The organism is Bacillus proteolyticus (assembly GCF_001884065.1).
GTDB classification, from domain to species: Bacteria; Bacillota; Bacilli; order Bacillales; family Bacillaceae_G; genus Bacillus_A; species Bacillus_A proteolyticus.
Genome location: NZ_MACH01000160.1, coordinates 15,667 through 42,144, shown reverse-complemented (window position 1 = coordinate 42,144; position 26,478 = coordinate 15,667). Strand labels below are relative to the sequence as shown.

The window sequence follows — 26,478 nt, the reverse complement described above, 5'->3', positions numbered from 1 at the left end:
TACTGTTCTCTTATATCAATACCTGCGCATGAGCATTTACCTGAAATAAATACCAAAATTCTTTTAAGGAATACAAATGTGTTAATCCTTTCCGAGCATGAATTCGAACAGGTACTCCTTGCAATGTATCATGAAAATATAAAGGATCATCAATTGGTTCATTTGGAAAACCAAGTGTAAATAACTACAGCGACATAAAACCACTTTGGCCCTAAATCACCTTCTTGTATAATTAGTTGCATGAAACTTTCTCCTAAAAGAAGGTTTATTTTTCGAATATTCAGTTGACGATTATGACATATCCACTTTACAATTTAATGGTGATGATTTTCTCACAATTAAACTACTTAGAATCTACTTTACATATGTAAAAACAATTAAAAATAGGGGTGTTAAAATGAAGAACCGAGTAAATGCAGATTTATTACCAGGTTTAGAAATGTTTCCTGATCTCGATTTACGCCCAGAGAACTTACAAACAATCAGAGAAGGAATATCGCAAATGAGACCACCTACTGTTGTTGATGAATCCCTTTCATTAACAGATGAAGTCATTGTTGGACCTGACGCTAATCCATTACCATTAAGAATTTATCGTCCTAAATTAAATAATGGATCCTTACCTGTCCTGTTATGGATACATGGTGGTGGTTATATCTTAGGGTCTATAGATGATAATGATGATACTTGTATGAGGTTTGCAAAAGAAGCTGGCTGTGTGGTCGTGTCTGTAGACTACCGTTTAGCTCCAGAGCATCCTTATCCAGCACCAATTGAGGATTGTTATGCAGCATTAAAATGGATTGCTGATAACGCAGAGCCATTAAACATTGATTCGAATCGAATTGGTGTTGCAGGAGCGAGCGCTGGCGGTGGACTAACAGCAGCATTGACATTATTAGCTCGCGATCGAAAATATCCTTCTATTTGTTTTCAAATGCCACTTTATCCAATGATTGATGACCGAAATAATACACCTTCTACGAATGAAATTAAAGAAGGATTTGTTTGGAATCAAAAGACAAATGAAGCTGGCTGGAAAATGTATTTAGGAGAAATATATGGGACGGATAATATTCCTGCCTATGCAGCCCCTGCTCGAGCAGAGGATTATAGTAATCTGCCATACACCTACACGTTTGTTGGTCAATTAGATCCATTCCGCAGCGAAACATTAACCTATGTAACCAAACTTGCGCAAGCTGGTGTTGATGTCGAATTTCATTTATATCCTAGGTCCTATCACTGGTTCGAAGGATTAAATCCAAATGCCGAAGTATCTATTTATGCTGTGAATGAAATGATACAAGCAGTAAAGACTGGTTTCGAAAGAGTAGCTAAGGTAGAGGCTTAATCTCTTTACATATTCTATTATCTTAACAACAAACACACTCTCTTATTAAAAAGAGAGTGTGTTTGTTGTTGTACATTTTTTAGTGCTTTCATTCCGTTTTATTTAAAGTTGCGGAATTGAAATAAGATGTTTAGACGATATGTTTACTTCCTCTGCAAGTTCTTTGATTTTCATCATAATTTGATTCATTTCTTCTGTTGTCGTCCTTGGGTTGATGGAACAAAGTCGAATTACCATTTTTTCTTTTAATTTGGTCGTACTTAGCATAGCGAATCCTCTATGATTAATCTCTTCCACCAGTTTTTTGTTTATTTCATGAATTGTATCTGTAGATGTTAGTCCACAAGGAATATAACGAAAAGTAACAATCCCTAACTGGGCAGGTGTTACCACTTCCCAATCTTTTTCTTTCCTTAAAAACTCTTCAACTTGTTCAGCTAACATAATGCCATGATCAATTGCCTCGCGAAAAGCTGTGACTCCAAATACTTTAAAAGAAAGCCATACCTTTAATGCCCTAAATCTACGAGAAAGTTCAATTCCACGCTCCCCAAAATTCACTTTTTCTTCTATATTAGTTTCCGTATCCTTAATATACTCTGGGATCATACGGAACGTTTTGCTTAAGTATTGGCTGTTTCGAATGAGTACACAACCAACATCATAAGGTTGAAAAAGCCATTTGTGCGGGTCTAACGTCAAAGAATCGACACGATGAATTCCTCTTAACAACTCACTTCCTTTTTCACTGAGAATTGCTGCAGCCCCATAAGCCCCATCCGCGTGCAGCCATACATCTTCATCATTACAGAGATCCGCCAATTCATTGAGGGAATCAACCGCTCCGCAATTAGTTGTCCCTGCATTAGCAATAACACAGAATGGTTTTTTCCCTTTTAATCGATCTTCTTTTATTTGCTTTTTTAAAGTACTAACTGAAATTCTTAAATCTTCATCTGTTTCAATTCGGCAAATTTGATGATGTTTAAACCCTAATACTTTAAGTGCTCGATCTACAGAAAAATGAGTTTGGTTAGAGAAATACACAACTGCATTTTCTATGTCATTATTCAGCTTGACCTGTCTCGCTACAGTAAGTGCAGTCAAATTAGCCATGGAACCTCCACTTACAAATATCCCTTCGGCTGAATCAGGGAATCCTAGCATTGATTTTAACCAGTTGATTGTCGTTAATTCGATTTGTTCAGCACCAGCACCTACTATCCAAGCTGTAGGAAATACATTGAACCCACTTGCTAAAAAATCTGCTACTACACCAACATAATTATTAGGACCGGGCACAAAAGCCATAAAATGAGGATGATCCACATGAGTAATTTGATTAAACACATTGCTATTAAGAAAATTAAGTAATTCTTTCGGGTTGGATCCGTTTTCTGGAATTGTTTCAGTTAGCTTGTCTCTAAAAATATTAATATCAATCGTTTCAGATACTGGTTTACTTTTTAAATGATTCATATGATCAACAATCAAATCAACCGCTTGATATCCTAACTGACGCATCTCTTCGGCTGATAACTGCAGGTTTTTCGTCATTTTGTTTACTCCTATTCTATTTAAAAAGGCGAGTTCTTACTCGCCTTTTCATTTTTTATAATTTGTAATCACCGATTGCCTGTGTTGGATTTTGCAGAATTATGTTGATTAACTGATGGATATGATTCAATATTCCCTGTATTTTCTCCGCTTCATATACAGTTTGATCATATCCAAACTTTATTGTAAGTTGCTCTTCAGGGAAGCACATAATTCCATACTTTACATGTGGCTCATCAACGACTTGGTAATCTGTGATGGCAAAATTTCTGTTTTCATTTGAAGAAAAAATAGCCTGGTTAGTTGGATAGTTTTCAAAAACCCAAAGATGGTCGGTAAGCTGATTCATCATTTCACTTTGTTTTTGTATCTCAACAAATGAATAGTATGCATACTCATTACATTTCAATGTTTCTAGTTGTACTTTTTGCATAAAGTCCACAAAAGATTGCGTTTCTGTCCATGCTAGTCGGATAGGCAAAACATTTGTGAACAGACCAAACATATTTTCAATTCCTTCTACTTCGTGAGGTCTGACAGATACTAGATTAGGTAATACTACTTCTCTCATTCCGTTGTATTTGCCAAGCAATATTCCCCATACAGCTAGTAATGCCGAATTCATAGTTGTATTGTTTTTATTCACAAATGTCTGTAACTGATTAGTCAAACCCTTATCTAATGTTAAATCCATAAATGTGAAATTTAACCCTTCACTTTGAGTTGGTAATTTCTTTTTAGGAATACTAATTTTTTGATTGTATCCTGATAAATAATCCCGCCAAAAATGACGTGCTTTTTCATGATCTTGTGCTAAAGTCCAGTCTATGAATGTTTCAAAAGGTTTTACCATAGGTAACTCCACTGTAGTTCCCGCATTTATTGTTTCGTAGAGTTGGAATAATTCGTCTATCAAAATGCTGACGCTCCAACCATCACATAATAGATGATGGGAACTCCAAACCACCTTATGCTCGTCATTCCCTAGTTGGAATATACAGAGACGGGTCATTAGTTCATCGGTTTTGAATCCTCGACTTAAATTTTCATTTATCCACTGGTCTAGGAATTCTTGCTGCTCTTGTTTCGTCATCTCGATCAAGCTTTTTGTCTCTGAAATCATTTGAACATCATGTAGAACAGCTTGCCAAGGTTGTGCTTGTTCATCTTGCACAATAATCGTTCTTAAAGAATCATGACGATTAACTAATTGTTGGAAACACTGAATAAAGAGATCAATATCCAGCTCCCCCTTTAGTGTCCAAATTGTTTGTTCAAAATATGCATTTGTATCAGGTTCAGTGGCAGCATGTTCATAAATAACTTCCTGGAAAGGTGCCAATGGGTAAATTCGTTCTATTTTTATACCCGGTATTTTTTCTTGTATTTTGGTAAGTGTATGCTGATTAAGTTGTTTATCTTTAACCTTTAGTAATGTAACTTTATTTTCGTTCAATTTCTTTACATCATTTGTTTGTGAACTTGAAAGATGGTCTAGCTTTTTAACAAATTGAACCATGTCTCCTAATACAGGAAATGAAAATAGATTTTTTGGCTCTAGCTCAAATCCTTGTCTATACAGTCTGACGGAAACTTGAATCGCTTTTATCGAATCTCCACCTAAGGCAAAGAAATGATCATTTACTCCAATCCGATCTACTTTGAGTACTTCTTGCCAAACATTAGTTAATATTTTTTCCATTTCAGTTTTTGGAGCAATAAATACTTCATTTTTTTGTTTCTCCGGAGCAGGGAGCGCTTTTCTATCTAATTTCCCGTTTGGAGTCAAGGGCAGTTGTTCCAAATAAACAAAATAAGAAGGAATCATGTAATCTGGCAAGTAGTCTCGCAAATGCTTTCGTAGTTCTGTTGTACTAATATTTTGCTCAGTTACCACATATGCGACTAAAAATTTTATTCCATTCTCATCTGTCTGATCAATCACTACAGCATGTTCGACTTGTTTGTAAGTGAGAAGACAATGGGCGATTTCTTCTAACTCTACTCGATATCCTTGAATTTTGACTTGATGATCTTGGCGTCCTAAAAATTCAATATACCCTTCAGGATGCATTTTGCCACAGTCTCCTGTCTTGTAAATAAGACCAAAATCCGGATGTGACACAAATGCTTCATTCGTTTTCTGTTCATCATTTAAATATCCTTTAGCAAGGCCCACTCCCCCAATATATAAATCCCCAATTACACCAACAGGGCACATTTTCTTTTCATAGTTCAACACATAATACGTTTGGTTTGCCAAAGGCATCCCATATGGAATACTATTCCATTGTGATTCCACCTGTTTGACAGGATAATAAATTGACCAAATCGATGCTTCTGTTGCTCCTCCTAGTGAAACTACTTCCGCAATCGGAAAATGTCGTTTTATTTTTTCTGGTAAAGAGAGTGGAATCCAATCTCCACTATGTAAAACTAAACGCAAGGAAGAATGTTCAAAATGAGAGCCTACTTGCTCCAATGCCAAATCCATGATTGCAGGTACTGTATTCCAAATTGTAATTCCTCTACGTTCGACGGTACGGATTAATTCTTGCATGTCTCTTGGATCACGAATCATTACCAACATTGCACCTGTGCTTAACGTTCCGAAAATATCGTATACAGATAGGTCAAAACACATGGAAGAGATACCAATAATACGATCATCTTCATTTACCTGATATTTTTGATTAATATCTTGAATGGTATTTGCAACCGCTTGGTGAGTAATAATTACTCCTTTTGGCTTTCCTGTACTTCCTGAAGTGTAGATAATATAGGCAAGATCTTCCGGACCAGCAATGGCAGGAATATCTACTGTTGTATATAATGACAAGTGATTTTCTTCATAAAGACTAGGTTCTAATAAAAGTTTACATGAGCTATTTTCTAAAATATATGTTTGGCGATCTAAAGGATGGTCGGGATCAATCGGTACATAAGCGGCACCTGCTTTTAAAATCCCTATCATATTAGCAATTGTGTCAACTCGTCTCTGCGCCAAAATCCCAACTTTGTCACCTAGACCAATTCCTTGTTTTTGCAAGTAGTGCGCAACTTGATTGGAGCGCTTATGAAGCTCCGAGTAAGTTAACCATTCTTGTTCAAAGACCACTGCTACTTCATCTGGTGTACGCTTTACTTGGTCTGTAAATAATTGATACAGAGTAGTTGAAGGTATTTTTTCTGTTGTCTGATTGTATTGCTCAATTAAAGTTTGATCCGATTCTTTCATTTGCAAAGAGGTTACGTCACTTTGTTTCACCAATTGTTCCAACAAGTCAACAAATTGGGAAAACATTGCTTCTATTACATCAACATCAAACAATTCTTCTACATAGTTCCAGCTAATTAATAACTCTCCATTTTTTTCAATTACCACATTATCCAAATACACTTGTGGAGTCCGAGCATGAATATGGCGAAGAGAACCAAGTTGTTCCCAAGCAAAAGCACCCGCACCTGCTAGCATCGAGGTGAAAACAATTGGCATAACTGCTTTTGGCGTCATTTGGTGATATCGAGTGAAATCTCGAATAAAGTTAACTCCATCGTAATGCCGATGTTCAAGGCCATCTAATAAAGTAGATTGCGTTTGTTTTACTCTAGTAAAAAAAGATTGCTCTGGTTTTACATCAACATCCAACAAGATGAGCGAAGTGAAATCTCCCACAATCTGCTCTACTTCTTCATGAACAGGATAACGGTTAAATACAGTCAAGTTAATAGCCAATTTACGTTGGTTACTCCAATATGCCAACACATCTCCATATATCGTACATAGTAGAGCGGAAGGAGTTACTTCTTTCTCTTGTGCTAACTTCCGTAACTTTGTCCATTTTTCATTGTCCAGGATCTTAGTAAGTGATTGGAATTTAGGAGTAGCAATCTCTGCCGGATCCTTTTTTAATAGCAAAGAAGGTGCGAACGGAAAGTCAGGAAGCTTACTTGTCCAATAATCTATTGCTGTTTTATATTCTTTGCTTTGCTCCATTTCATCATAGATAAACATGTAATCTTGAAAATCAAAAGATAGAGATTCTAATCTTTCCTCTGGTTTGTAATAATAATGAAACAAATCATGTCCAACGATGTTCATGCTTGCTCCGTCCATTAACAAAGCATCGTATCGAAAACATAACAAATACGTGTCTTCTTTTAAAAGAAAGGCTTTTAATTCAAACAAAGGCCATTGCCCCAAAGGGAATACATGGTTAGTCATTCGAGAGCGTTCTTCTTGCAAGTGAGCGTTTTGTTCCCCATCATCTAAATCAATGAGACTTTCTATTTCAATCTCGTAATCAGGAACGCTTTGTAAGATTTGTTGTTTTCCCTCTGGCAAGATCATAGCTCGTAACATTGGATGACGATGAATTACCTTTTGAAAACTTTTGGAAATACGGTTGATATCCAATTTTGTTTCATATTCAAAATAAGTTTGAGGTGAAATACCACTTAATTCAAACTGTGAATTCCGTCCTAACATGTAAGCTGTTTGAACCTCTGTTAAGGGAAATGGCTTAGACAAATCTTTAACACGAGTTGGTATATTTTCAAAGTTTTCCTCTGTATGCTCTGCCTCTACACAAGAACTAAGCTGAGCAATCGTAGGATGTTTGAAAAAATCTGTTGTACTTATTTTCAAACAGTCTTTTCTTAATAAATTAATTATCTGTAGTGCTTTAATCGATTCTCCTTTTAAAGCAAAAAAATTATCATGAATACCGATTCCCTCAATCTCTATAACTTTTTCCCATGCATGCACCAATTTTTGTTCAATTTCATTGCGCGGGGCAACGTATGGAATTGATAAATACTCCGTTTGCGTTATATCCAATAATCTTTTCCGATCTACTTTCCCATTTGGATTCAACGGAACCTCTTCCACCTGAATCATTTTTTCAGGAATCATAAACTCAGGTAATTTATTGCTTAAATATTTTCTAAGCTCACCAAAAGGGACCTTATTATCCGATACATAGTAAGCGGCTAATAATTTCCTGTTTCCATATACCTGATCAACAACGATAGCTTGGTTTATCTCTGGATATTCCCTTAACTGAGTTTCGATTTCTCTTAATTCAATCCGATACCCTCGAATTTTCACTTGATGATCCATTCGACCTAGATATTCAAATTCGCCATTAGGCAACCAACGAACGAGATCACCCGTATGATACATCATTTCTCCTGTCGCAAAAGAATTCGGTACAAATTTTTCATCTGTCAGTTTAGGTTTACCAAGATACCCTCGGGCTACCGCAACGCCAGCAATGCAGAGCTCACCCGGTATCCCAAATGGCTTTAATTGACCATACTTATTCAATATATAGGAACGATAATTGGGATTGGGATTTCCAATCGTCACTTCTTTGGCAGAGCTCAAATCTTTTACTGCTGCACAAATGGTCGTTTCTGTAGGACCATAGATATTTAAAATTGTCGCTTCACTGATACATCGAATTTTTTCTACCAAATCAATGGAAAACGCTTCTCCTGCTAACAAAATGGATTTTAAATCTTTTAGAAAATTTGCCCCTTCTGGATCACTCAAAATCACTTCCATTCGCGATGGCGTTGATTCCCATAAATCCACTTTATGTTCTTTGACCAAATGAGCCAATTCTTTTGTTGCAAACTGGTCCTCTGTAGCAATGACTACTTTCGAACCTTGCGTTAAAGGCAGACATATTTCTAACAAGGAAATATCAAAAGAAACACTAGCAAGAAACAAGAACGACTGATTATCTTTTACTTTGTCTCTCATAACACTTAAAAAATGGACAAGAGATTTCTGTTCCACCATTACGCCTTTTGGATTACCTGTTGATCCTGATGTGTAAATAACATAAGCTAAATCATTAGGATCACTTTCTCGAACTAAATTGCATTCTTCACCTTGGAAGTGATGTTCTTCATCAAGATATAGCACTTCACCAGCAAATTGCGGTAATTCTACCTCTGTTCGCTTGCTCAGTAAACATTTTGCTTGACTATCTTGTAACATATATTCAATTCGTTCACTTGGATAGTGAGGGTCGATTGGTAGATAAGCTGCCCCTGATTTTAAAATTCCCATCATGCCAATGATCATTTCCAATGACCGATCTACCATAACCCCAATAATACTTTCTTTCGATACACCTTTACTTTGAAGAATAGAAGCCAATTGATGTGCTTTCTTATTCAATTCTCTATATGTCAAAGATTGATCATTACAAACAACAGCAATTTGATCTGGGGTTTTTAACACTTGCTCTTCAAACAAATCTTGAAATGTTTGAGACAAGTCTATGCCCGTCTGACCTTGATTCAATTCTTCTAGCAACTCTTTCTCTTCTTCTGAAATAATACAAATATCTTTCACCGCCAGATTCGGATTTTTTGATACTTGCTTTAGAACATAAAGATAAGAATTTGCAAACTGTTGCAAAGAAGAGAATGAATGAGACTTGAAAGAGATTTGAAATTCAAATTCATTATGTATTTCATTCCATTTTCTCCGTATCCAGATGGATAAATTATTCTCTGCATATTCTTCTAGCGAATTTTTATTATGCAATCCTTCCATCCCAATAACGATTTGAAAAGGAGTTAAATGGTGTTTCGCTAATAATTCAGAGAGTGGATAACTCTGATTGTCATACCCAAATAAAGTCGTTTGTTCAACTTGATCTACCACTTGCTTAAAAGAGTGATTCGGTTGGATTTCACTTCCTATAGGAAGCAAATTATTATGATTTTTCCTTTGTTCATCATTTTTTCCAATTACAGGAACCCCAATTGTAATCCTTTCTTGATCTGTATAATGTGCCAAGCAAACCCTTAAAGTTGTCTGTAACCAGCTAAATAAAAGTATATCCTGTGACTTACTTTCTTTTTGTATAATTTGACTAAGCTCTGAATCCATAATGACTTGAATATGGTCGCACGGATTGTCTTTATTCAATTGATAACCACTATTAAATAAAGAAAAATCGAGAACCTCGGAAGATAATTGCTCCTTCCAAAACGTTTCTATCCTTTTATTCTCATGAATTGAAGTTCGATCTTTAATGTGCATTTTTATCTTTAGCCCCCTAATATTCATTTCATCTATTCGTTAACTTTTAAGCCAACTTCAAGCCCATGGAGAAATACTTGATGGTTATCTAAACTTAAAAAGCGCTGAATCTCTTCAAATTTCATATGACCAACGGAACAAACTCCTAAATTTAATGTCTCAGCTACCATATTTAAGGTAGCAGTGATGATGCCTGACTCAATACAAGCAAATAAATATCCATCTGAACCGTATTTCGGTATGGAAGCGCTCGCATTATATACTAAATAAACTGAAAAGGCAGACTGAGTAAATAACTCCTGGTTAATTAACTCATGATCACTTTTGATTACTTGATCAATATTGTTTACAATCACAAGACTATTCTTTGATGGGTTAAAATAATAAAAACCAGCTTTCATACCTTCTATACGTTTTGGTTTTATATAAACAAAGATATCAATAGGATAGAGCCCGCCTGCACTTGCGTAATGATAGTTTATTTTTTCTTCTTTAACCTGTTTTAGAGTGGATATGAATTGGGAAAATTCTGAAAAACTAATATGTTTTTTCATATCAAATTGGCGACAAGACCTACGCTCCTTGATTATTGTGGGTAACTCATTTGTTGTTTCAAGTTGAATTTCGGCTGACCGCGCAGCATGGTGCGTTCGATTTAATTGTTCACTAATATACTTATCTAAGTCCTCTTTAGAAAAGCGAATCTTATTGCTATATGGATTCGGAAAAATTTTTTCTTGTGTGGAAAATACTTCTCTTGGATGTAATATGTTACTTACTAACACACGATTTTTGATCATAAGTTCTATTATTTTTTGTGTCTCTTCTTCATTTCCTAACGAAAAACGATCTACTAGCTCGTTAATCGTCACACCTTTTTGAGTCAAAAAATAAAACTCAGGAAACCACTCAGATAAAACGCCTGTAAATCTCGTTTCTCCTATCAAAACTTCATTATGCAACTTCTCCCAATGCTTAATAGGAGACCAGTAATAAATTTGCTCGCTCATATTCCCCTCCATAAATGATTAACTTATTTTACTTCCAATCCACAAAATTTTAGATTGTATTTCTTGTCCCATAGCAACTATGAATGCATGTACTTCAAGACCGCCTGAGGATAATAAAATAACTTTTTTTCTTTAAAATCTTTTATTTCATCATAAAACACTATTTTTTATTGAGCATTTCACATCCTTTTCCTGAGTAATCCCATAAAATATAAACCTTTTAAAACATTGGGAATATTCATGTATTTTCAATGTGAAATTATTGTAATGGATTGGAAAGCAGATGAATATAGTTATTAAACAAAATAATATTGAGAAAGTTTTATTTGTTATAGCAATAAAGCTTTAAAATGAGATTTATTACATATAAATTAAGAGGTTCTGTTGCAAATTTTTCTAAATGAGACTACACTCTACAAAAAGAGTAAGGCGAAACACAAGTGCGATGAAAACAGTTCAAGAAAGATATTATTTTGGTAGCCGTCGGCTACTACTGTCGTTTTTCTTTAAGTTATCGTGATGTCTCTGAAATTTTAAAAGAACGTGATTATCAGGCTGCTTATAGATTTATGAAAAGATTAGTGAAAACATTTGGCGAACCAACGGCTCTAATAACAGACAAAGCGCCGGCATTACTTTGCGCATTTAAGAAATTAAGAAAACAAGGTTTTTATTCAAATACAACGCATTGTACAATCAAACATTTGAACAATCTCATCGAACAGGATCATAGGCATGTCAAGAGGCGTTTTGCCAAATCCGCAGGATTTCAAAACCTTCGGCATGCTTCACGTACGATAAAAGGAATCGAAACCATTCATGCTCTATATAAAAGAAACCGAAGTCTTGGCTCAGACTTCGGTTTTTCAGCGTATAATGAATTACACAAATTATTAATCACTGCCTAAATGGTTCCACCATTTATCAACACCTGTTTATGCTGTTGAAACTTTGCAACAGAACCCTTTTCACTCATATAATCCTATCTATAGTTAAACAAATAAGATTGAATAAATTCAATTTTTCTTGTTTTATCTAATAAAACTTACCCACTGACGATCTGCATCGACTTGAATAATATCACCTGTTAAAAGGAGTCCTTTTTTGTCACTCCCATCTTTCCAATGTAAAACAGCACCACCTTTAGACTCATGGAGAGTTGATGAAACCTATATCTAAATAAACGGGGTCACCATACATAGCCATCAATTTAAGAATTTTATAAAACCCCCAGTATGAAAATTCCGTGTATTTTTGACAGAAAATGGCTTGTTTTTTCGTTTTGGGGGTACTCCAAAATATTAGCTTGATGGGGATGTGGTAGGGCCCTATAGTTGACTCTTTTTCTACACCTAAATATTCTAGAGTTCGTTCTAACATAAGTGCAGCCTGTTGACGTGTGAGTTTGCCATATGGGGTAAACTTAGTAGCTGAAACACCTCGGATAATTCCTGTATCATATAGGGCTTGTACATCAAAATACCGGCTGCGAACGTATTTACATCAAGAAGATTAATGGAGCAAATGATTGCCCAGAATTGGTATGATAGCTGTTTTTGCAGAGTTTGAGCGGGATATTATTCTTTGAAATTCTCTTCTTAAAGATAATACGTAAATACAAACAAAACCAGCAAAACACCGTTCCTATGTCGTACTGGTTTTGTTGAAGTCCATCTTGAATTGTACCTAGTTCAACGTAATTGCAAATTCTGAGTTCGGTGCCCCAGCAATTACTACCGTTCCGTTCTTCGGCAGTTTTACTTTGTTATTGCCGCTCACGATGGTAAAGTTGACGCATACTCCATTCTCATCATACACCGCGAACGCACCCTTTGATGGCAATGTCACAGTCATCCTTTTCCCTGCTGCCGCTTGCGGGATCGTAAACCATTTAGCATGCCCATTTGCTTGCAGCGTAACTTTGGATGATTGGCCTGCATCAAGTGGTTTTACGTTGGTTCCACTTACGTATAACAACCCGGCCATTTCCATATATTCATTGCCGCCTTCTGTATAGAAATGCGTTTCCGTCGTATCACGGCCATTCATCACGGGAATCTGGAGCTGATGCGTCGCGGTGTTCGGACCTGTAATTTTTCTGCCCTCCCAATAGCCCGCCAGACCTTCCTTACGAGTAATTTGTGTGGTAATAAGTTTCGGTTGTACGAGATATTCAATAGAACTAAATTTTTCATTCACGAGATAGAACTTGACACCTTCCCGCTTCGCCCATGCGGCAGCGGTTTTCTTCGATAGCACATTGTCTTCTAGTTTCTCGGCTAAATAGTGAGTCATCGCACCTTGCCCTAAGTCTGGTGTCGATTTATATGTGCTCTCCCTCAAATAAATTCTTCCATTCTTCTCGGTGACGAAGTTGAGCTTAGAAGTACCCTTCTCATTAATAAAGCTTCCATCCGCAGTATATACATATTTTTCTTCTCGATTAGATGGTAAGAACAGCTCTCCATTATTCGTAATTTCAATTTTGAAATGAGTTTCGCTATTGCCATAAAAGCCCGCTTTCTTTGCCACGTCTTGAGGCATCTTGACCTTGACCGGCTTGCCAAAAGATTTATTCGGCTTGATGTTCTTAATTGTACCCTTCTCTTTAAGCAAGGCGAGCAGCAATTCAGTTGCCAGCAGTTGATTTGTTGAGCTTCGTCCACCGGATGACAACACAGCTGCTGCCATTTTCTGTTCCGGAAGCACGACCAGTATAGCATGTTGCAGTGCCGTGTCGCCGCCCTTAGCCAAGCCTTTTATCCCATATTCACTGAATGGGTATAGTTTCACACTATCCCAGCCAAGACCATAGTTAAAAATATTATCTCCATCCCCCGGCCACATTCCTTTTTTATATTCCTCTTGCTCCATCGCCTTGACTACCTTATCAGAGAGGATCCCTTTTCCCTGTCCCATAAATAATTGTGAGAATCGCACCATATCTTCTGCCGTGGAAGAGATCCCTCCCGTACCAATCACATTCACCGATTCAATTGGAAGCTGCCCTTGGTACGCCGGAAAATAAAGTCCAGCCCGCTTTTCATCTCTCCATTTGTCCTGCGGCGTTCTTGTATGATTCATCTTTAAGGGTTCTGTAAACCGTTGATGTAGAAATTCGGTAAAGCTCATACCGCTGACTCTTTCCACCAAAATTTCGGCCAGCGTAAAGCCATCATTGCAGTATACCGAGAACGCGCCAGGGTCTGCTTTCAGGCTCTGGTTGGACAATTGCTGCAACAAGAAATCATGGGAATAGGTATCATTATCGTTAAATAAAAATGCATTACTTAACGTGGAACCTTGCAAGCCAGAGGAGTGATTCAACAACATACGCGGGGTAATGCGTTTGTATCGCCCATCTTTCATCTTAAAATCAGGAACATAGTTGACGACAGGGGCATCCAAATCGACTTTTCCTTCGTCGACCAATTTCATTACAGCCGCTGTTGCATACATTTTACTGACTGAACCAATACCGTATAGAGTATCTTTGGTTAGCGGCTGTTCCCCTTCCATATCGTTCTTTCCAGCCTGCCCCGACAAAGTAAGTTTGCCATTATCAATTAGCGCATACTGCACGCTAGTCGTCCCATGGGACTTCGTGAGTAGCTCAGCCTTCTCTGCTGCAATCTTCTTCAGTTCTTGGCTAGCTACTTCTTCGTTAGATACAACTGTAGTCTTACTGTCAGAAAATGCTTTCGCACCTGTTGGTAGGATCATAGTTAGCGCTAATGAAGCGGCTAACACACCAGTTAGCTTATTTTTCATGAGGGAATTTCCTCCTTAGATAAGTGATCGATTTCATCATTTATTTGTTTAACCATGAAAATATGATACAATTTATCCGTTCTTCCTTTTGGCCTACTTGCTAAATTCAGCAAGTAAAATATTTTTAAAAGGATCAGGACTATCAGCTTTAAGGCAGTTCAAATTGACGGCCAATGTATGCTTGCCTCCCAGTGTGCCTCCAACAAAAGTAACAAACCCTGGAATACTACCTCCGTGTCCCCATATTGAGACACCGTTTGGAAGCTTAGTTTCATAGATTCCAAGACCATATCTCCCGAGTTCAGCTTCTCCTGTAGGAACTGTAGTAAGCATTTGTTTTAGTTGCTGTTCTTTCAGTAATTTACCTCCAAGTAAGTAAGAGAAGAATTTGTTTAAGTCGTCCGCAGTAGAAATCATATCTCCAGCCGAGCTACCCATACTTGGGTTGTAATAAGTAACGTCTTTTAGCTCACTTGCTCCGTCTGGTTGAACATATCCACGGGCATGCTTGGTGCCTGGAATCACGCTTGAATTGCCAGGTAGGAATGTATTCGACAATTCAAGCGGTTCAATAATCCGATTTTCAATCTCTTCCGCATAGCTGTTTCCAGTTACTTTTTCAATAAGGATACCCAGTAATACGTATCCTGTGTTTGAATAAGACCAGCCCTTTCCTGGAGCAAAGTCTGGTGGAAGAGAATTCCCCATCTTTACTAGTTCTTCAGCCGTATACGATTTTTTAGTGTCCATAAGATTAAAGTCTTTTGACCTTGTGTATTCAGCGATACCACTTGTGTGGTTCAATAATTGCCGGATAGTAATCTGTTTATCATCATATCCGTTTCCTTGAATGACACCAGGCAACCATTTTTCAATAGAGTCGTCTAGATTCAAGCGGTTCTCTCCGGCTAATTGAAGTACAACTGTTGCAGTGAACGTCTTCGTCACGCTACCAATGCGAAAGCGAAAATCTGTTTTCATTGGTTTCTTGCTGCTCAGATCCGCTACCCCAGCGGCATAACTCCATGTTTTTCCACCCTCAGAAGTTTTAGCAAGTATCCCCGGGAATCCAACTTGCAATGTATCCCGCATTGCTTGCTTGACAGAATTACGATCTTGTTGAGTACTTGTTTGTAACGAACTAGATACACTTTGAGTAGGTTCTGCTTTTACAATTAAGGTTGGCGTTGTGTATAACAGGGAACTTCCAGCTATTAAAAGGGCAAGACTTGCAAATGTAATTTGACTACGTGTTTTCATAGGGCATTCCTCTCCTCTATTCATATTGTATAGGTGGTGGCTTGCTATTTCGTATTAACCACACGGCTACCCTCTCCACCAATGACAAAAGGCCAACATTGAATTCGTAATCATCTTCATAATTATTATTTTTACAAATGTCATTCTGTCCTGGGTAAATCCCTCTTTTTCCACATATTTGTTAACCACAGAAATTACTTCTTTTCCTTGAAACACTCTTGTTACTAGTTTGTTTTTCATATATAAGTCATATCTGTTCCGCCTTTCACGCCTCTTTATATTTTTATCATACACAATGGAAATTTCTTTTTTCTTACCCATTTCTTACAAATTACTTACGTTCAAAATAGCTTCTATAATAGGATAGAAGGAGCATCTGTGCCGGAAAGTCCAGTAAATATATGTTACTCCACCAGTTGAGAATCCAGTTGAAGTTTTTACAAAATCAGCACCAGCTTTTACAGATAATTCACAAGCACGAACTTTTTCTTCTTTTAACTCTTGGATAGCGATGGGATAATCTGGGCAGTTATTACACGAGGCTTAGAAACCCAAGGCTTTCTTAAAAAAGCGCTTGGCTGCTTCTCATATTTGTAAATCTCGCGTTATCACAGTAGACAAGAACCCATCCTATCCTATGGCAATTGAAAAGTTGAAGAAAGAGAAAAAGATACCCGTAGGCATCCAAATAAGGCAGGTAAAATATCTTAATAACATTATGGAACAAGACCACCGGTTTATTAAAAGACGAGTTCGTTCTATGTTAGGATTAAAGTCATTTAAAACAGCAATCTCTATATTGAGTAGTGTTGAAGCCATGCATATGATTATAAAAGAACAGATTGATTTACGAGATCAGTCTGTTCAAAACCAGAAAAAATTCATCCATCAATTGTTTGGACTAACAGCATAAAATAAAATTCTGCTAGAAATATTTAAGTATAGAAAAGGCTTAGCTATAAAATTTAAAACATTTACTTTCTACATAAACTAATCCCGCCACCAACTAGGAAATCAAAATCTAACCGTTGTCTTCGTTAGTCAAGTAACCGTAATTAAAACTAGCTCCCTGTTTACTTATTATTGAGTAATAAGAATACTTAAGTAGTTTGAAGTAAATATTATAACTGTTACAAATCAAAAGGAGGTCATTATAATGAACAAACAAAGAGCACAAGAGATTGCCGCTTCACCAGTCATGGTTAATGTAACGTATAATGGAGTTCCAATTTATATTCAACATGTAGCTGAAAATAATGAAACAGCTAGAATTTATCCTCTTAATGAACCCAAGAATGAACAAGAAATTCCTTTATCCAACTTAATAGAACATTAATTGGTTACATGTTACCTCAATAAATAATTACTCAAAGATACAAGCACTGCTTACAATGGTGTTTGTATGTTTGAGTAATCTTATTTTCTATTTTTTTCTAGCTAATTAGGTTAATAAGGATAAAAAAACATTTTTGATTGATGGTTATAATCCTCTTTAAAAAAGTAGCAAAAAAACTACCAAATCATGGTATTTTTTACTAAATAAATGACTTATTTAAATTAGTGATAACAATGTACCTCCAACGGCACCAGTAAAAATGTAAAAACATGCCTCGCTAGTTTAAGAGGCGCTCAAGCAAGCTTAAGTTCCCTTTCATTAAATTCAAAAGATGAAGAGGTAAAACGTGTGTTTCATGAATGTATGTGAGAAATGGACAGCGTCATTGCTGATTTAAAGGATAGAGCTTCCGTATTAGAACGTGAAGAACCTCAATATAAAGGGTTTTAAGTAGACTGGGGGAAATTACTATGTCTCACCTACCCGAATGGACGCTTGTCATTCTCCGTTCTGTATTCAGATTAATTGTTTTATTTACTATCACAAAATGTTTAGGGAAAAGGCAAATCTCTCAACTTTCCTTTTTCGAGTACGTAGCTGGAATGACAATCGGTGGTATCGCCGCTCAAGTATCTACAGGGCTAGACCAAAAAATTTTCCATGGCGTCTTGGCCATACTTATTTTCGCTTCGGTACTTTTTTCATAGGAATTCTTTCCTTAAAAAACAAAGCCGCGAGAGATTTCTTTGAAGGTAAGTCTACAGTTTTAATAAAGGATGGCAAAATACTTGAGGATAATTTAAAGAAAGAAAAGTATACCAGTGATGAATTACTTGAACTTCTCAGAGGAAACGGAGCCTTTAGTATACCCGAAGTAGAATTTGCCGTCTTAGAACCAAGCGGAGAATTAAATGTATTATTAAAGAAAGAATCTCAACCACTTACAGCAAAAAATATTGGCTTGAAAGTACCAAATGAAAAGGAACCACAAACTGTTATTATGGATGGAAATGTACTAGATGAACCTCTTTCAGCTAGTGGGCATAACCGCGCTTGGTTACATGCTGAACTAGAAAAACTCGGTGTTGTCATTGAAAATGTCTTTCTCGGTCAAGTTGATTCATACGGACATCTTACTATCGACATTTATAATGATAAACTTCAAATGCCTTTTCCTCAAAACAAACCTTTATTATTAGCATCTTTAAAAAAATGCCATGCTGATCTTGAACTATTTTCTTTAGAAACGAAATCAAAAACGGCAAGTGAAATGTATAGTAAAAATGCACAACAAATTGAAGCTATTTTAAACAAGGTAACCTACCTTCTAAAAGAATAAAAAAGGACGTTCTCACAAGCATCCTTTTCTCAGAGTGTCGGAAAAACCTTTAGGATTTCCCAACACTCTGACATCTTTGTAGATTTTAGCAAATGAAAACAATAAAAAAATATAGTCATACAAATCAGCGTAAAAAAGCAAAGGGAAGGCGTCGTAAATAATTGTTTTTTATAAAACAATATACATATTTTATTTTGGATAAAATAAGAAGAAAATTGTGATACTCATTATTGGGATAGTGTCACATCGCCATCAAGCTAACAAAACCGAGATACTCCCAAATCGAAAAAATGGGAGTATCTCGGTTTTATATATCCAACTCAATTTCTTTGTTCATACAACAAAACTTATATTTTTTCCCGCTATTACAGGAACAATTCTCATAAATATTTGCCGGTTATTTGTAATCTTTGATTGTTTTCTTTAAACCCGATATATCCTCATTGAATTCTAAACCCATGATGTAGTCGAAATCATGCGTAGCACAAATGGTAGCTATCTTTTCAGCTCTTTCTTTAGACGACACTTTTACAATCATTGGACATTCTTTCGAACCTAATGGGTACATGGTGGTTTCCTTCTTCTTTTTCAGCATATTTTGGTCGTATTTGGATTCTAGATGGGGACACATTATCTAAAAAAGAAAATTATACGTTAAGGAAGTATGTATCCATTACAAATACAAACATATATTATTCTAATTTAGAATTTACTTACATATGTTCTTTGGGGTGTCATACTCCAATATCTTATTCATATCGAGTCAACATAATCCATCACTATCAGCAGCAACAAAAAGGCTTACCCTTTTTATTTACTTATTAAATAAACGACTCCACAATAATTTTTTATTTTATTTTATTTATTTGGCATTGATTCTCAGATATCCGGTTAAACCTCCGTAAACAATATCACCATCTGGCAAAACCTGAATCAAGGAATAAGCTCCATTATATGCTTGACTGCCTCCTAAGATTAGGCGCGTTTTAACCTTTCCTGTATCCCAGTCGAGTCCAGTAATCTCCCAAGCTCCATCAACGTAACCATTGAAATAAGCTTGATTACTACCCGCACTTACCATAGGCACTACCGATGGAGAACTCACATCTGGATTCGCCCATGCTCTTTTCCACTCATTCTTCTTAAAATCCCACTCGAATTTTTCTACTCCTTTTGGCCCTTGTCGCGTCACCCCAGAAACAACAACGTTTTCAAGCTTTGTCGGAAGTTTATCAGGAAGACTGTTATTGACTACAAAAGCACCATACCCCAATATAGCCACCGATTGTTCTGACTGTGCTTCTTTCAAATTATTCTGTCCGAAGTTCACTTTCATCTGTCCGGCGATACGACGAGACTTTGTTCCAGACTGCTGCTTAAAATCTGTTGGAATTTCATCACGCCAAAAAGCAACAATGTTCATTACTTTGGAACCATCCGTGATGACGACAAGTTTATCTTTGTCATCACCAAATCCCATAAGAGTCGGAGTAGATCCTGATCCTACATCAAGTTTTATACCACCTGCTGCTTTTCCCACTTCATACTCCGATTTCCAGGCCCCATCCTTTGGATTATCACTGAGCTTCTTACCATTCCAGACAAATTTGTGCATATATTTACTGGATACCACGTAAATACCACCTTTTTCATCAAGAGAAAAGGAATTTGAAATAGTTTCCCCACTCAGCTTAATATACTGTACTTGCTCTTTGAAATAGCGATCAATAACCCCAACTACACCGCCTCCTGTTACAAAAACAACTTGGCCGTCATAAGTAAGATTCAATCCTAATAATGCATCTTTCATGTTTGGATTTAATAACTCCTTTGGCAGTGTAAATTTCCGTTTTAATTCAATTTTCGAAAATGGATCATACGAATGTTTGTCTCCAAAAACCATAATGCTATCATTCACAACGGTATAAAAATTCCCTTCATAATCCATCATCGGATACACTCCGGCACGAACAGCAATATTTTCCGCATATTTAGGGAAGTTCTTATTGATGTAAGCCAATAACTCGTTCTCACTTTCAAAACTATCTAACTTATCCGTTACTGCATCAGCATCTTGGGGTGATAAATACGACTGACCAGGAATCTTGAACTCGGAAATTAATTTAAATTGCTCATCATCAATCAGAACTTTGGCAATACGATTATTGTTTGCCAACCAAATAGTCTGTTCCCCTGTAGGATATACCGGACCACTCACATAGCAGATATTGATTAAACCACCAGGAATGCGCTGAATCTTTTTTTTAGGAATTTTCTTGATTCCAGAAGGACCTGGAACCACAGTTGAATCCGTCTGGGCAGGATCCCAATGAGAGAGCCCAGATAGTCCATCTACTAAGAAGGGATTCTTCGGAGGTCTATTCGGTACATTGATATGGCTTAATGAACTTGTTCCTCTTTTTTGTTTTATACTCTCATTACTTTCTTTCATAATAGGAACAGTATTTGTTTCCGCCTTGATAGGACATGCGATAGTAGACAATACCAATAGTAAACTGATTATGAAAAAAAATCGTTTCATATTTTTAATAACCCAACTACTATAAAAAGCTTAAACCGGTGATACAAGGACTTATTTTCTGATAGCGTAATAATCTCTGTAGGAAGTCGATATATCATACCACCTGTATCCAAAACTACAGTTCGAAAAACTTTCTGTTGCATTATGTTGTAAAAAATCATTCAGCAATCCAACTTTCTTTAGAAGTGTTTTAATTGTATGTACTACATCTTTAAGTATTTACAATCATTCATCTCCATATGCACCAACTTGCAACAACCAATGTATCTCCAATGATTAATTGAGATAGTAAATCATCTAATAGGGGTTACCATACATCGCCATCATGCTAAAAAAATGTATCCATAAAACGAAAAAACGCTATTCTTTTTGTAGAAATATACAGGGTTACCGCCAGCATTTTGGAAAAACCCTACGTTAAGAGCATGCAAGATTTTATACAGTTTTTCGGCTAATCGAATAACAAACAAGAACTCTAAAACCGCACCAGGATAGGAATGTATAAAAAAACGCATAGATCCATAGAACAAAAAAGGAGGTTCCCTTATGAGAGTGGGGGTTCCTCCTTGTCCTTACTACTGATAATAATGTGTTATGTAAATTAGCAATGAATAGAATATACAATTTCATCGTGGTATTTTAATTATATAATAATATTAGAAAGTAGGTACGGAGTTTGAAAGAATGGATTTTGTTAAATGAACAAGAATATGAGAATGTTTGGGATAGATTTTATGATGAATTTGCTTTTAATCCTAATATAGATGGTGACCAATCATTTAAATTTTCTTGTCCATATATTACTTATGATTTACCTAATTATTTTGAAGGAAAATGGACTGATGACGATGATTATATTTTTGATCATATATTATTAGAAGCTCTTATTTTATGTACCGAGAAACATGAATATATATATGCGTTAGATTGGCAGCATGCTGGCTACTGGATGAATCCTAGTTTAAATTTAAATCTAAACGAAGATGATCATCAATGGAAAATCCCATTTTTTCCGGATGGGGATTATTATTTCTTTTTGCAAAAAGACTTTAAGTGGGGTTATTTAGGGCATCCATGGGAAAAAGTTATTTATATTTTCGGAGAAGAATTAATCAAGAATTTCAAAGAATTAAGGGCTAGTAGATTAAAAAAGACCAATGAAAAAGTATAAATTTCACTTCCCATATCGAGAATTATGTAAATGAGCTGTCCAAATGGGTAGCTTATTTTATTTTTTGCTTAGCATGTTTTTTTTCCAAAATGCTGGCGGTACCCCATTGCTATCAAGCTAAGAAAATACAACTCTCCCAGAACGAGATTTTGTCCTAATTTGTAATAAAAAAGCTCATTTTTTCGTTTTGGGGTGGATTTGTTTTCTTAAGTTTATGGGCATGCGTCGTATCCCATAAAGGGAAAAAGAATTAATTTTCGAATATTTAACTATAATATACTAAATTTAGGAGGAGCTTATGAAAAGGATTTTATTGAAAAAAGCACTTTCCGCGTTATTATTGACCACAGTTTTAACATTCTCATTTTCTACTGCTGCATTTGGAGAATCCGGAACTACCCAATCACTTAAAATGAACAATGTTCTTGAAAGGGTTGTGACGGTTGAAACAAAGGGTGAATTTGATCATGAAGAGACCCAAAATATGGTTGATCGTCTCTGGAGCATCCCAACTAATATATTGATCACCATGCATAAACAGGGAGTTCAGGTTAAACTGATTAATTTCCCTCTTACTGATTTGCCGGAGTATGAATATTTAAGGGGAACCGTTCCAAGGGGATGGGAACATACTCCATATACGTGGGATGATGTGCCAGGTGCAGGTGGGCAAACAGTTGTTGCTCGAATCGGTTACAGCTATAAAAAGATGCATAATTCTGTAAGCCTTGAGCTGCATGAAACAGCCCATTCCATTGATCGTTATGTATTTGACAATATTAGTTATTCGGATGAGTTTACTAAAATTCACGCTTTGGAGCATGATGATTTTAATGACAATCCATATTTCGATTACAAGGAAGAATATTTCGCCGAAGCCTTTGCCTATTTTTATGCTGGTCCAGACACGAAGGCTGAGTTAGAAGAAAAAGCTCCATTAACTTATAAATTTATTAATGAGTTGCAGCGGAATATCCCATCGGAAAAGCATTCAAATAAGTAGAATTATAGAATTTTTCCATAATCATGGGATTCCTAAGTTATAGAAACGGAATTCAAAAAGGAGTACGGCAAGAATTCCTTCTTTTTTGAGCCAATTAAAGAAAAGTCTTTTTATCCATTTAACGCTTGCTAGGTGTCAATATTTGTACGAAAAAAGCTGTGATCAGTGATTTTCACTTGATAAAATAATTTATTTGCGATATTTTTTTTTTATAATTTCAAGGTATATAATAGGATTTTCCTGGCCAGGGGAATCCTATTTTTTTGTTCTAAAAGGGGGCACGCTCCATCGCTATCAAGCTAAGAAATACAAATACCCCATGCCCATCAAGCTAAGCTTACATAAGTTTAATTTCAAATGAAATTTTTCTTTTTTCTAAAGATCCAGTGTAAGTTCTTTAAAGATTTGCATACCAAATAAACCCTATCGGGTTTCAATTTTTTGGATTATGCTACATGATTGTGAGACATAGAAAAGTTGTATACGATACCTAAGATATCAAAGACTGTTTTCTTCTCATACCTATGGGATTTTCGCCCATTTTTCTGTAGAAGATTGAGCAAACGAAGTAGTATCTTTGATATCTCTTGGATGTCTTTTTGTAACGCTTGATAAAGAAGTGGAAAATAATCTTTGATGATATAAATCGCTTTATATTCACTCAACTCTCGTTTCTTCTTGATGAGGAGTAATTGGCGCATTTGAAACATAGTGGAGCAACAAAGGAGAATACTAATTAACTGTCCGTATAAATGACACTCTAATCGTTCTAATTTTACAGAATTACAGTGATGAATACGAAAAAATGACTTCCATGTTTTAAAGATAAGTTCAATTTGCCACCGTAAAGAGTAAAAATCATATACTTGTTCTTTTGGTAGGTATTCCGAAGGGATATTTGTAATATAAAAATTAATCGCACTAAGCCGTTTACTACGTTCTGCATAAGTAATTTGCTTCTTATGTTCTTTAGATGCTAAATCCTTTTGTCTACGTTTCATTTGCGTTTCAGTTAATTTATACAGAATTAGTCTTGCAGGAAGCCTTTGATACATCCCAATATAAATCTCAGGGATTTCATATGTTTCACCTGACTGTAATTGGTCAATGAATTGCTCCATATCTAATTGGATGTACTCAGAGTGCTTTTTTATTGTTCCATTTTGAAAGTATTCAGGCTCTTTATTCTTCTGATATATACGTGTATTGAGCTTTAATCTTGAAATAAAATAAGCATTACTCTTGTCTATCGTATGTAGGTCCTTTAAATCGAAGTACCCTAAATCACGTATACATACATCGTTCGGTTGAAGAGACGTTAAACAAGTAGAACCATACGTTTTATCATTGTGCTTTCCTGATCCTACATGAACATGTAGAAACTGACCACTTAGTAAGTCATACTCTAGTTGAATTTTCACCCCAGCATTTTGACCACTACCACCTGAACCTTGATATGTAGAAGTGAATTTATCTGGAACCTGAAAATGTGTAGAATCCAATACACGAATACGCCGAAAATAGTTTGTATACAAAGTTGGAATTTTGCTAGAAGAACAAAATTGTTGATGAAGTAAATGTGCTAAGAGTTGTTGTAAAAACTGTACAGCCTGAGAATTAAAACGTTGATTGAGTCCTTCAGGACTCATAGAAATACCTGTGTTAGCTTCTAATCGACTACATAATTGTGTCAATGAAGTATGAGCTATGTTTTGACTTAACCAAACACATAAGGCTACTAAATCTTGTGCGCGGTATTTACTTTTTCGTTGAACAAATCCGACTTTTCTGGCTAACTGATCCAGAGCCTGTGGTGATATATGTTGCTGTAATTCTTTAGAAAATAATTGTAATTCGTCAGAAATCGATAGATTCATACCAAAAACGCCACCCTTTCTGTATATTTCTACAAAAAGAATAGCGTTTCTTTTATTTTATGTATACAATTTTACAGCTTGATGGTAATAGGACGTGCTCCCTATATCAGTCGATATTAAAATGTTATTATAATCTATACCCGATATTTCCGTATTACACGTCCCATTGGATTCACAAGGTAGTATATTTTAGCTTATCTGGATTTACTACATAAAATATCCGATTAATTTTATAGGTTTCAGAATTCCACTCAAAACAAAAAATACCCGTTAATTTTCCATTTTGCGTAACAACTATACCTTGTTGATTATTTACTATAGCGATATTGACCATTTTATCTGAAAAAAATTTATATACAATACCCGAAATAAGTGCAGAAACACGCTGTTTACCCTCAATAACATTAATTGCTGCTCTTACCTGTCCGCCACCATCAGAAGTAAGTGTGATATCATTAGATAGCAAATTGGTTATTACCTGAATATCTCCATTTGATAACGCATATTTAAATTGTGTTATATATTCATTCTTTAGACTTGATGGCATGGCTGATTTACTTTCACTTTGCCCCGATTTTATTTTTCTCTGAGCTCTACTCAATATTTTACGGCTATTGATTTCTGTAGTTTGAATGATTTCAGAAATCTCACTATGTTGTAGTCCCAGAGCATTTCTTAGAACGTATGCCGTTCTTTCTCTGGGTGAAAGGCTCTCCATAAGAACCAAATATGAATAACTTAGTTGATCCGATTGAATCGTCCTTTCAAGAGGTTCACCATTCAATTCCTGCAATATGGGTTCCGGTAACCAAATCCCTATATAAGATTCTTTCTTTTTTCTACTAGATTTCAACTCATTCATGCAACGATTAACAACCATTTTATTTATATATGCCTTAACATCGGTGATTTCATTATTAGTCTTTTCATGTTCTATTAGCTTTACAAAAACATCTTGAACAATATCTTCAGCAGCTCCTATGGAGCCAAGTAAGTAATATGCTATCGAAAAGTAATATTTCTTATATTCTTTATATAAGTCTTCTAAATCCAATTCTCGTAGTATACTTGCCATCCCTTTCATCTTTAGTAATTGTACATCCCTCAGTCTAATGAACATTAAAGATACATATCATTATATTATCCCTCTGAACTTCATACAACGATGAACAACCATTTTATATACATATGC

General features: G+C 35.9%; 16 protein-coding genes and 5 pseudogenes. 8 read left to right on the top strand and 13 right to left on the bottom strand.

What is annotated here, in order from left to right:
- The first annotated feature begins 397 nt into the window (after window positions 1-397).
- On the top strand, window positions 398-1,354 hold the full coding sequence (locus tag BAQ49_RS29430; protein WP_071748175.1) for an alpha/beta hydrolase: 957 nt from the start codon (window positions 398-400) through the stop codon (window positions 1,352-1,354).
- A 102-nt stretch (window positions 1,355-1,456) separates the two neighbouring features.
- Here BAQ49_RS29430 and BAQ49_RS29425 read toward each other — a convergent pair whose 3' ends face one another.
- The 3 genes from BAQ49_RS29425 to BAQ49_RS29415 are packed head-to-tail and all read right to left on the bottom strand — an operon-like array spanning window position 1,457 to window position 10,987.
- Entirely contained in the window at window positions 1,457-2,911 is a 1,455-nt protein-coding gene (locus BAQ49_RS29425) for an aromatic-L-amino-acid decarboxylase (RefSeq protein WP_071748174.1), read from the bottom strand.
- Window positions 2,912-2,966: 55 nt separating this feature from the next.
- Window positions 2,967-9,977, bottom strand: coding sequence for a non-ribosomal peptide synthetase (locus tag BAQ49_RS29420; protein WP_071748173.1), 7,011 nt, complete (start codon window positions 9,975-9,977; stop codon window positions 2,967-2,969).
- Between the two features lie 32 nt (window positions 9,978-10,009).
- Window positions 10,010-10,987 carry a SagB/ThcOx family dehydrogenase gene (locus BAQ49_RS29415; RefSeq protein ID WP_071748172.1) on the bottom strand — a complete coding sequence of 326 codons (978 nt, stop codon included), beginning with the start codon at window positions 10,985-10,987 and terminating at the stop codon, window positions 10,010-10,012.
- 467 nt (window positions 10,988-11,454) lie between these two features.
- Between BAQ49_RS29415 and BAQ49_RS29410 the strand changes: the two genes are divergently transcribed.
- Window positions 11,455-11,895 carry a DDE-type integrase/transposase/recombinase gene (locus tag BAQ49_RS29410; protein WP_084667609.1) on the top strand — a complete coding sequence of 147 codons (441 nt, stop codon included), beginning with the start codon at window positions 11,455-11,457 and terminating at the stop codon, window positions 11,893-11,895.
- A 241-nt stretch (window positions 11,896-12,136) separates the two neighbouring features.
- Here BAQ49_RS29410 and BAQ49_RS34375 read toward each other — a convergent pair.
- From BAQ49_RS34375 to BAQ49_RS32600, 5 genes and pseudogenes are all read right to left on the bottom strand, one after another.
- Window positions 12,137-12,448: pseudogene (locus BAQ49_RS34375) on the bottom strand (hypothetical protein); the annotation flags it as partial.
- A 225-nt stretch (window positions 12,449-12,673) separates the two neighbouring features.
- Window positions 12,674-14,758, bottom strand: a complete 2,085-nt coding sequence (locus tag BAQ49_RS29395) for a serine hydrolase domain-containing protein (RefSeq protein WP_071748169.1) — start codon at window positions 14,756-14,758, stop codon at window positions 12,674-12,676.
- 93 nt (window positions 14,759-14,851) lie between these two features.
- Window positions 14,852-16,018: a serine hydrolase domain-containing protein gene (locus tag BAQ49_RS29390; RefSeq protein ID WP_071748168.1), complete on the bottom strand. Its 1,167-nt coding sequence runs from the start codon at window positions 16,016-16,018 to the stop codon at window positions 14,852-14,854.
- 66 nt (window positions 16,019-16,084) lie between these two features.
- Complete coding sequence (locus BAQ49_RS29385) at window positions 16,085-16,339, bottom strand: hypothetical protein (protein WP_071748167.1); 255 nt, start codon at window positions 16,337-16,339, stop codon at window positions 16,085-16,087.
- Window positions 16,340-16,420: 81 nt separating this feature from the next.
- A pseudogene (locus tag BAQ49_RS32600) lies at window positions 16,421-16,510 on the bottom strand (deoxyribose-phosphate aldolase); the annotation flags it as partial.
- 61 nt (window positions 16,511-16,571) lie between these two features.
- Here BAQ49_RS32600 and BAQ49_RS29375 point away from each other — a divergent pair.
- From BAQ49_RS29375 to BAQ49_RS29360, 4 genes and pseudogenes are all read left to right on the top strand, one after another.
- Window positions 16,572-16,931: pseudogene (locus BAQ49_RS29375) on the top strand (DDE-type integrase/transposase/recombinase); the annotation flags it as partial.
- A 243-nt stretch (window positions 16,932-17,174) separates the two neighbouring features.
- The gene (locus tag BAQ49_RS29370; RefSeq protein ID WP_071748166.1) at window positions 17,175-17,354 is read left to right on the top strand and encodes a small acid-soluble spore protein H; all 180 of its coding nucleotides are present in this window, start codon (window positions 17,175-17,177) and stop codon (window positions 17,352-17,354) included.
- A gap of 258 nt (window positions 17,355-17,612) precedes the next feature.
- Window positions 17,613-17,804 (top strand): annotated as a pseudogene (locus BAQ49_RS29365) (DUF1657 domain-containing protein); the annotation flags it as partial.
- 20 nt (window positions 17,805-17,824) lie between these two features.
- A pseudogene (locus BAQ49_RS29360) lies at window positions 17,825-18,693 on the top strand (DUF421 domain-containing protein).
- 307 nt (window positions 18,694-19,000) lie between these two features.
- On the opposite strand, the gene BAQ49_RS33795 reads toward BAQ49_RS29360, so the two are convergent.
- From BAQ49_RS33795 to BAQ49_RS29350, 3 genes are all read right to left on the bottom strand, one after another.
- Window positions 19,001-19,081, bottom strand: a complete 81-nt coding sequence (locus tag BAQ49_RS33795; RefSeq protein ID WP_244159152.1) for an SEC-C metal-binding domain-containing protein — start codon at window positions 19,079-19,081, stop codon at window positions 19,001-19,003.
- Window positions 19,082-19,090: 9 nt separating this feature from the next.
- Window positions 19,091-19,261, bottom strand: coding sequence for a hypothetical protein (locus BAQ49_RS29355; RefSeq protein WP_244159150.1), 171 nt, complete (start codon window positions 19,259-19,261; stop codon window positions 19,091-19,093).
- 294 nt (window positions 19,262-19,555) lie between these two features.
- Window positions 19,556-21,145, bottom strand: a complete 1,590-nt coding sequence (locus tag BAQ49_RS29350) for a hypothetical protein (protein WP_165616089.1) — start codon at window positions 21,143-21,145, stop codon at window positions 19,556-19,558.
- Window positions 21,146-21,911: 766 nt separating this feature from the next.
- Here BAQ49_RS29350 and BAQ49_RS29340 point away from each other — a divergent pair.
- Window positions 21,912-22,406, top strand: coding sequence for a DUF2716 domain-containing protein (locus BAQ49_RS29340; RefSeq protein WP_071748163.1), 495 nt, complete (start codon window positions 21,912-21,914; stop codon window positions 22,404-22,406).
- Window positions 22,407-22,704: 298 nt separating this feature from the next.
- Window positions 22,705-23,409, top strand: coding sequence for an anthrax toxin lethal factor-related metalloendopeptidase (locus tag BAQ49_RS29335; RefSeq protein WP_071748162.1), 705 nt, complete (start codon window positions 22,705-22,707; stop codon window positions 23,407-23,409).
- Between the two features lie 446 nt (window positions 23,410-23,855).
- Here the strand turns inward: BAQ49_RS29335 and BAQ49_RS29330 are convergent, their stop codons facing one another.
- Together BAQ49_RS29330 and BAQ49_RS29325 are read right to left on the bottom strand one after the other, a co-directional pair.
- Window positions 23,856-25,286 carry an IS4 family transposase gene (locus tag BAQ49_RS29330; protein ID WP_071748161.1) on the bottom strand — a complete coding sequence of 477 codons (1,431 nt, stop codon included), beginning with the start codon at window positions 25,284-25,286 and terminating at the stop codon, window positions 23,856-23,858.
- Window positions 25,287-25,458: 172 nt separating this feature from the next.
- A complete protein-coding gene (locus BAQ49_RS29325; RefSeq protein WP_071748185.1) occupies window positions 25,459-26,340 on the bottom strand; it encodes a sigma-70 family RNA polymerase sigma factor in 882 nt (293 codons plus the stop codon).
- Window positions 26,341-26,478: the final 138 nt, after the last annotated feature.

Coding starts and splice junctions, on each gene's coding strand:
- BAQ49_RS29430 (WP_071748175.1), top strand. CDS start 398: ATGAAGAACCGAGTAAATGCAGATTTATTACCAGGTTTAGAAATGTTT.
- BAQ49_RS29425 (WP_071748174.1), bottom strand. CDS start 2,911: ATGACGAAAAACCTGCAGTTATCAGCCGAAGAGATGCGTCAGTTAGGA.
- BAQ49_RS29420 (WP_071748173.1), bottom strand. CDS start 9,977: ATGCACATTAAAGATCGAACTTCAATTCATGAGAATAAAAGGATAGAA.
- BAQ49_RS29415 (WP_071748172.1), bottom strand. CDS start 10,987: ATGAGCGAGCAAATTTATTACTGGTCTCCTATTAAGCATTGGGAGAAG.
- BAQ49_RS29395 (WP_071748169.1), bottom strand. CDS start 14,758: ATGAAAAATAAGCTAACTGGTGTGTTAGCCGCTTCATTAGCGCTAACT.
- BAQ49_RS29390 (WP_071748168.1), bottom strand. CDS start 16,018: ATGAAAACACGTAGTCAAATTACATTTGCAAGTCTTGCCCTTTTAATA.
- BAQ49_RS29385 (WP_071748167.1), bottom strand. CDS start 16,339: ATGGGTAAGAAAAAAGAAATTTCCATTGTGTATGATAAAAATATAAAG.
- BAQ49_RS29370 (WP_071748166.1), top strand. CDS start 17,175: ATGAACAAACAAAGAGCACAAGAGATTGCCGCTTCACCAGTCATGGTT.
- BAQ49_RS29355 (WP_244159150.1), bottom strand. CDS start 19,261: ATGTACCCATTAGGTTCGAAAGAATGTCCAATGATTGTAAAAGTGTCG.
- BAQ49_RS29350 (WP_165616089.1), bottom strand. CDS start 21,145: ATGAAAGAAAGTAATGAGAGTATAAAACAAAAAAGAGGAACAAGTTCA.
- BAQ49_RS29335 (WP_071748162.1), top strand. CDS start 22,705: ATGAAAAGGATTTTATTGAAAAAAGCACTTTCCGCGTTATTATTGACC.
- BAQ49_RS29330 (WP_071748161.1), bottom strand. CDS start 25,286: ATGAATCTATCGATTTCTGACGAATTACAATTATTTTCTAAAGAATTA.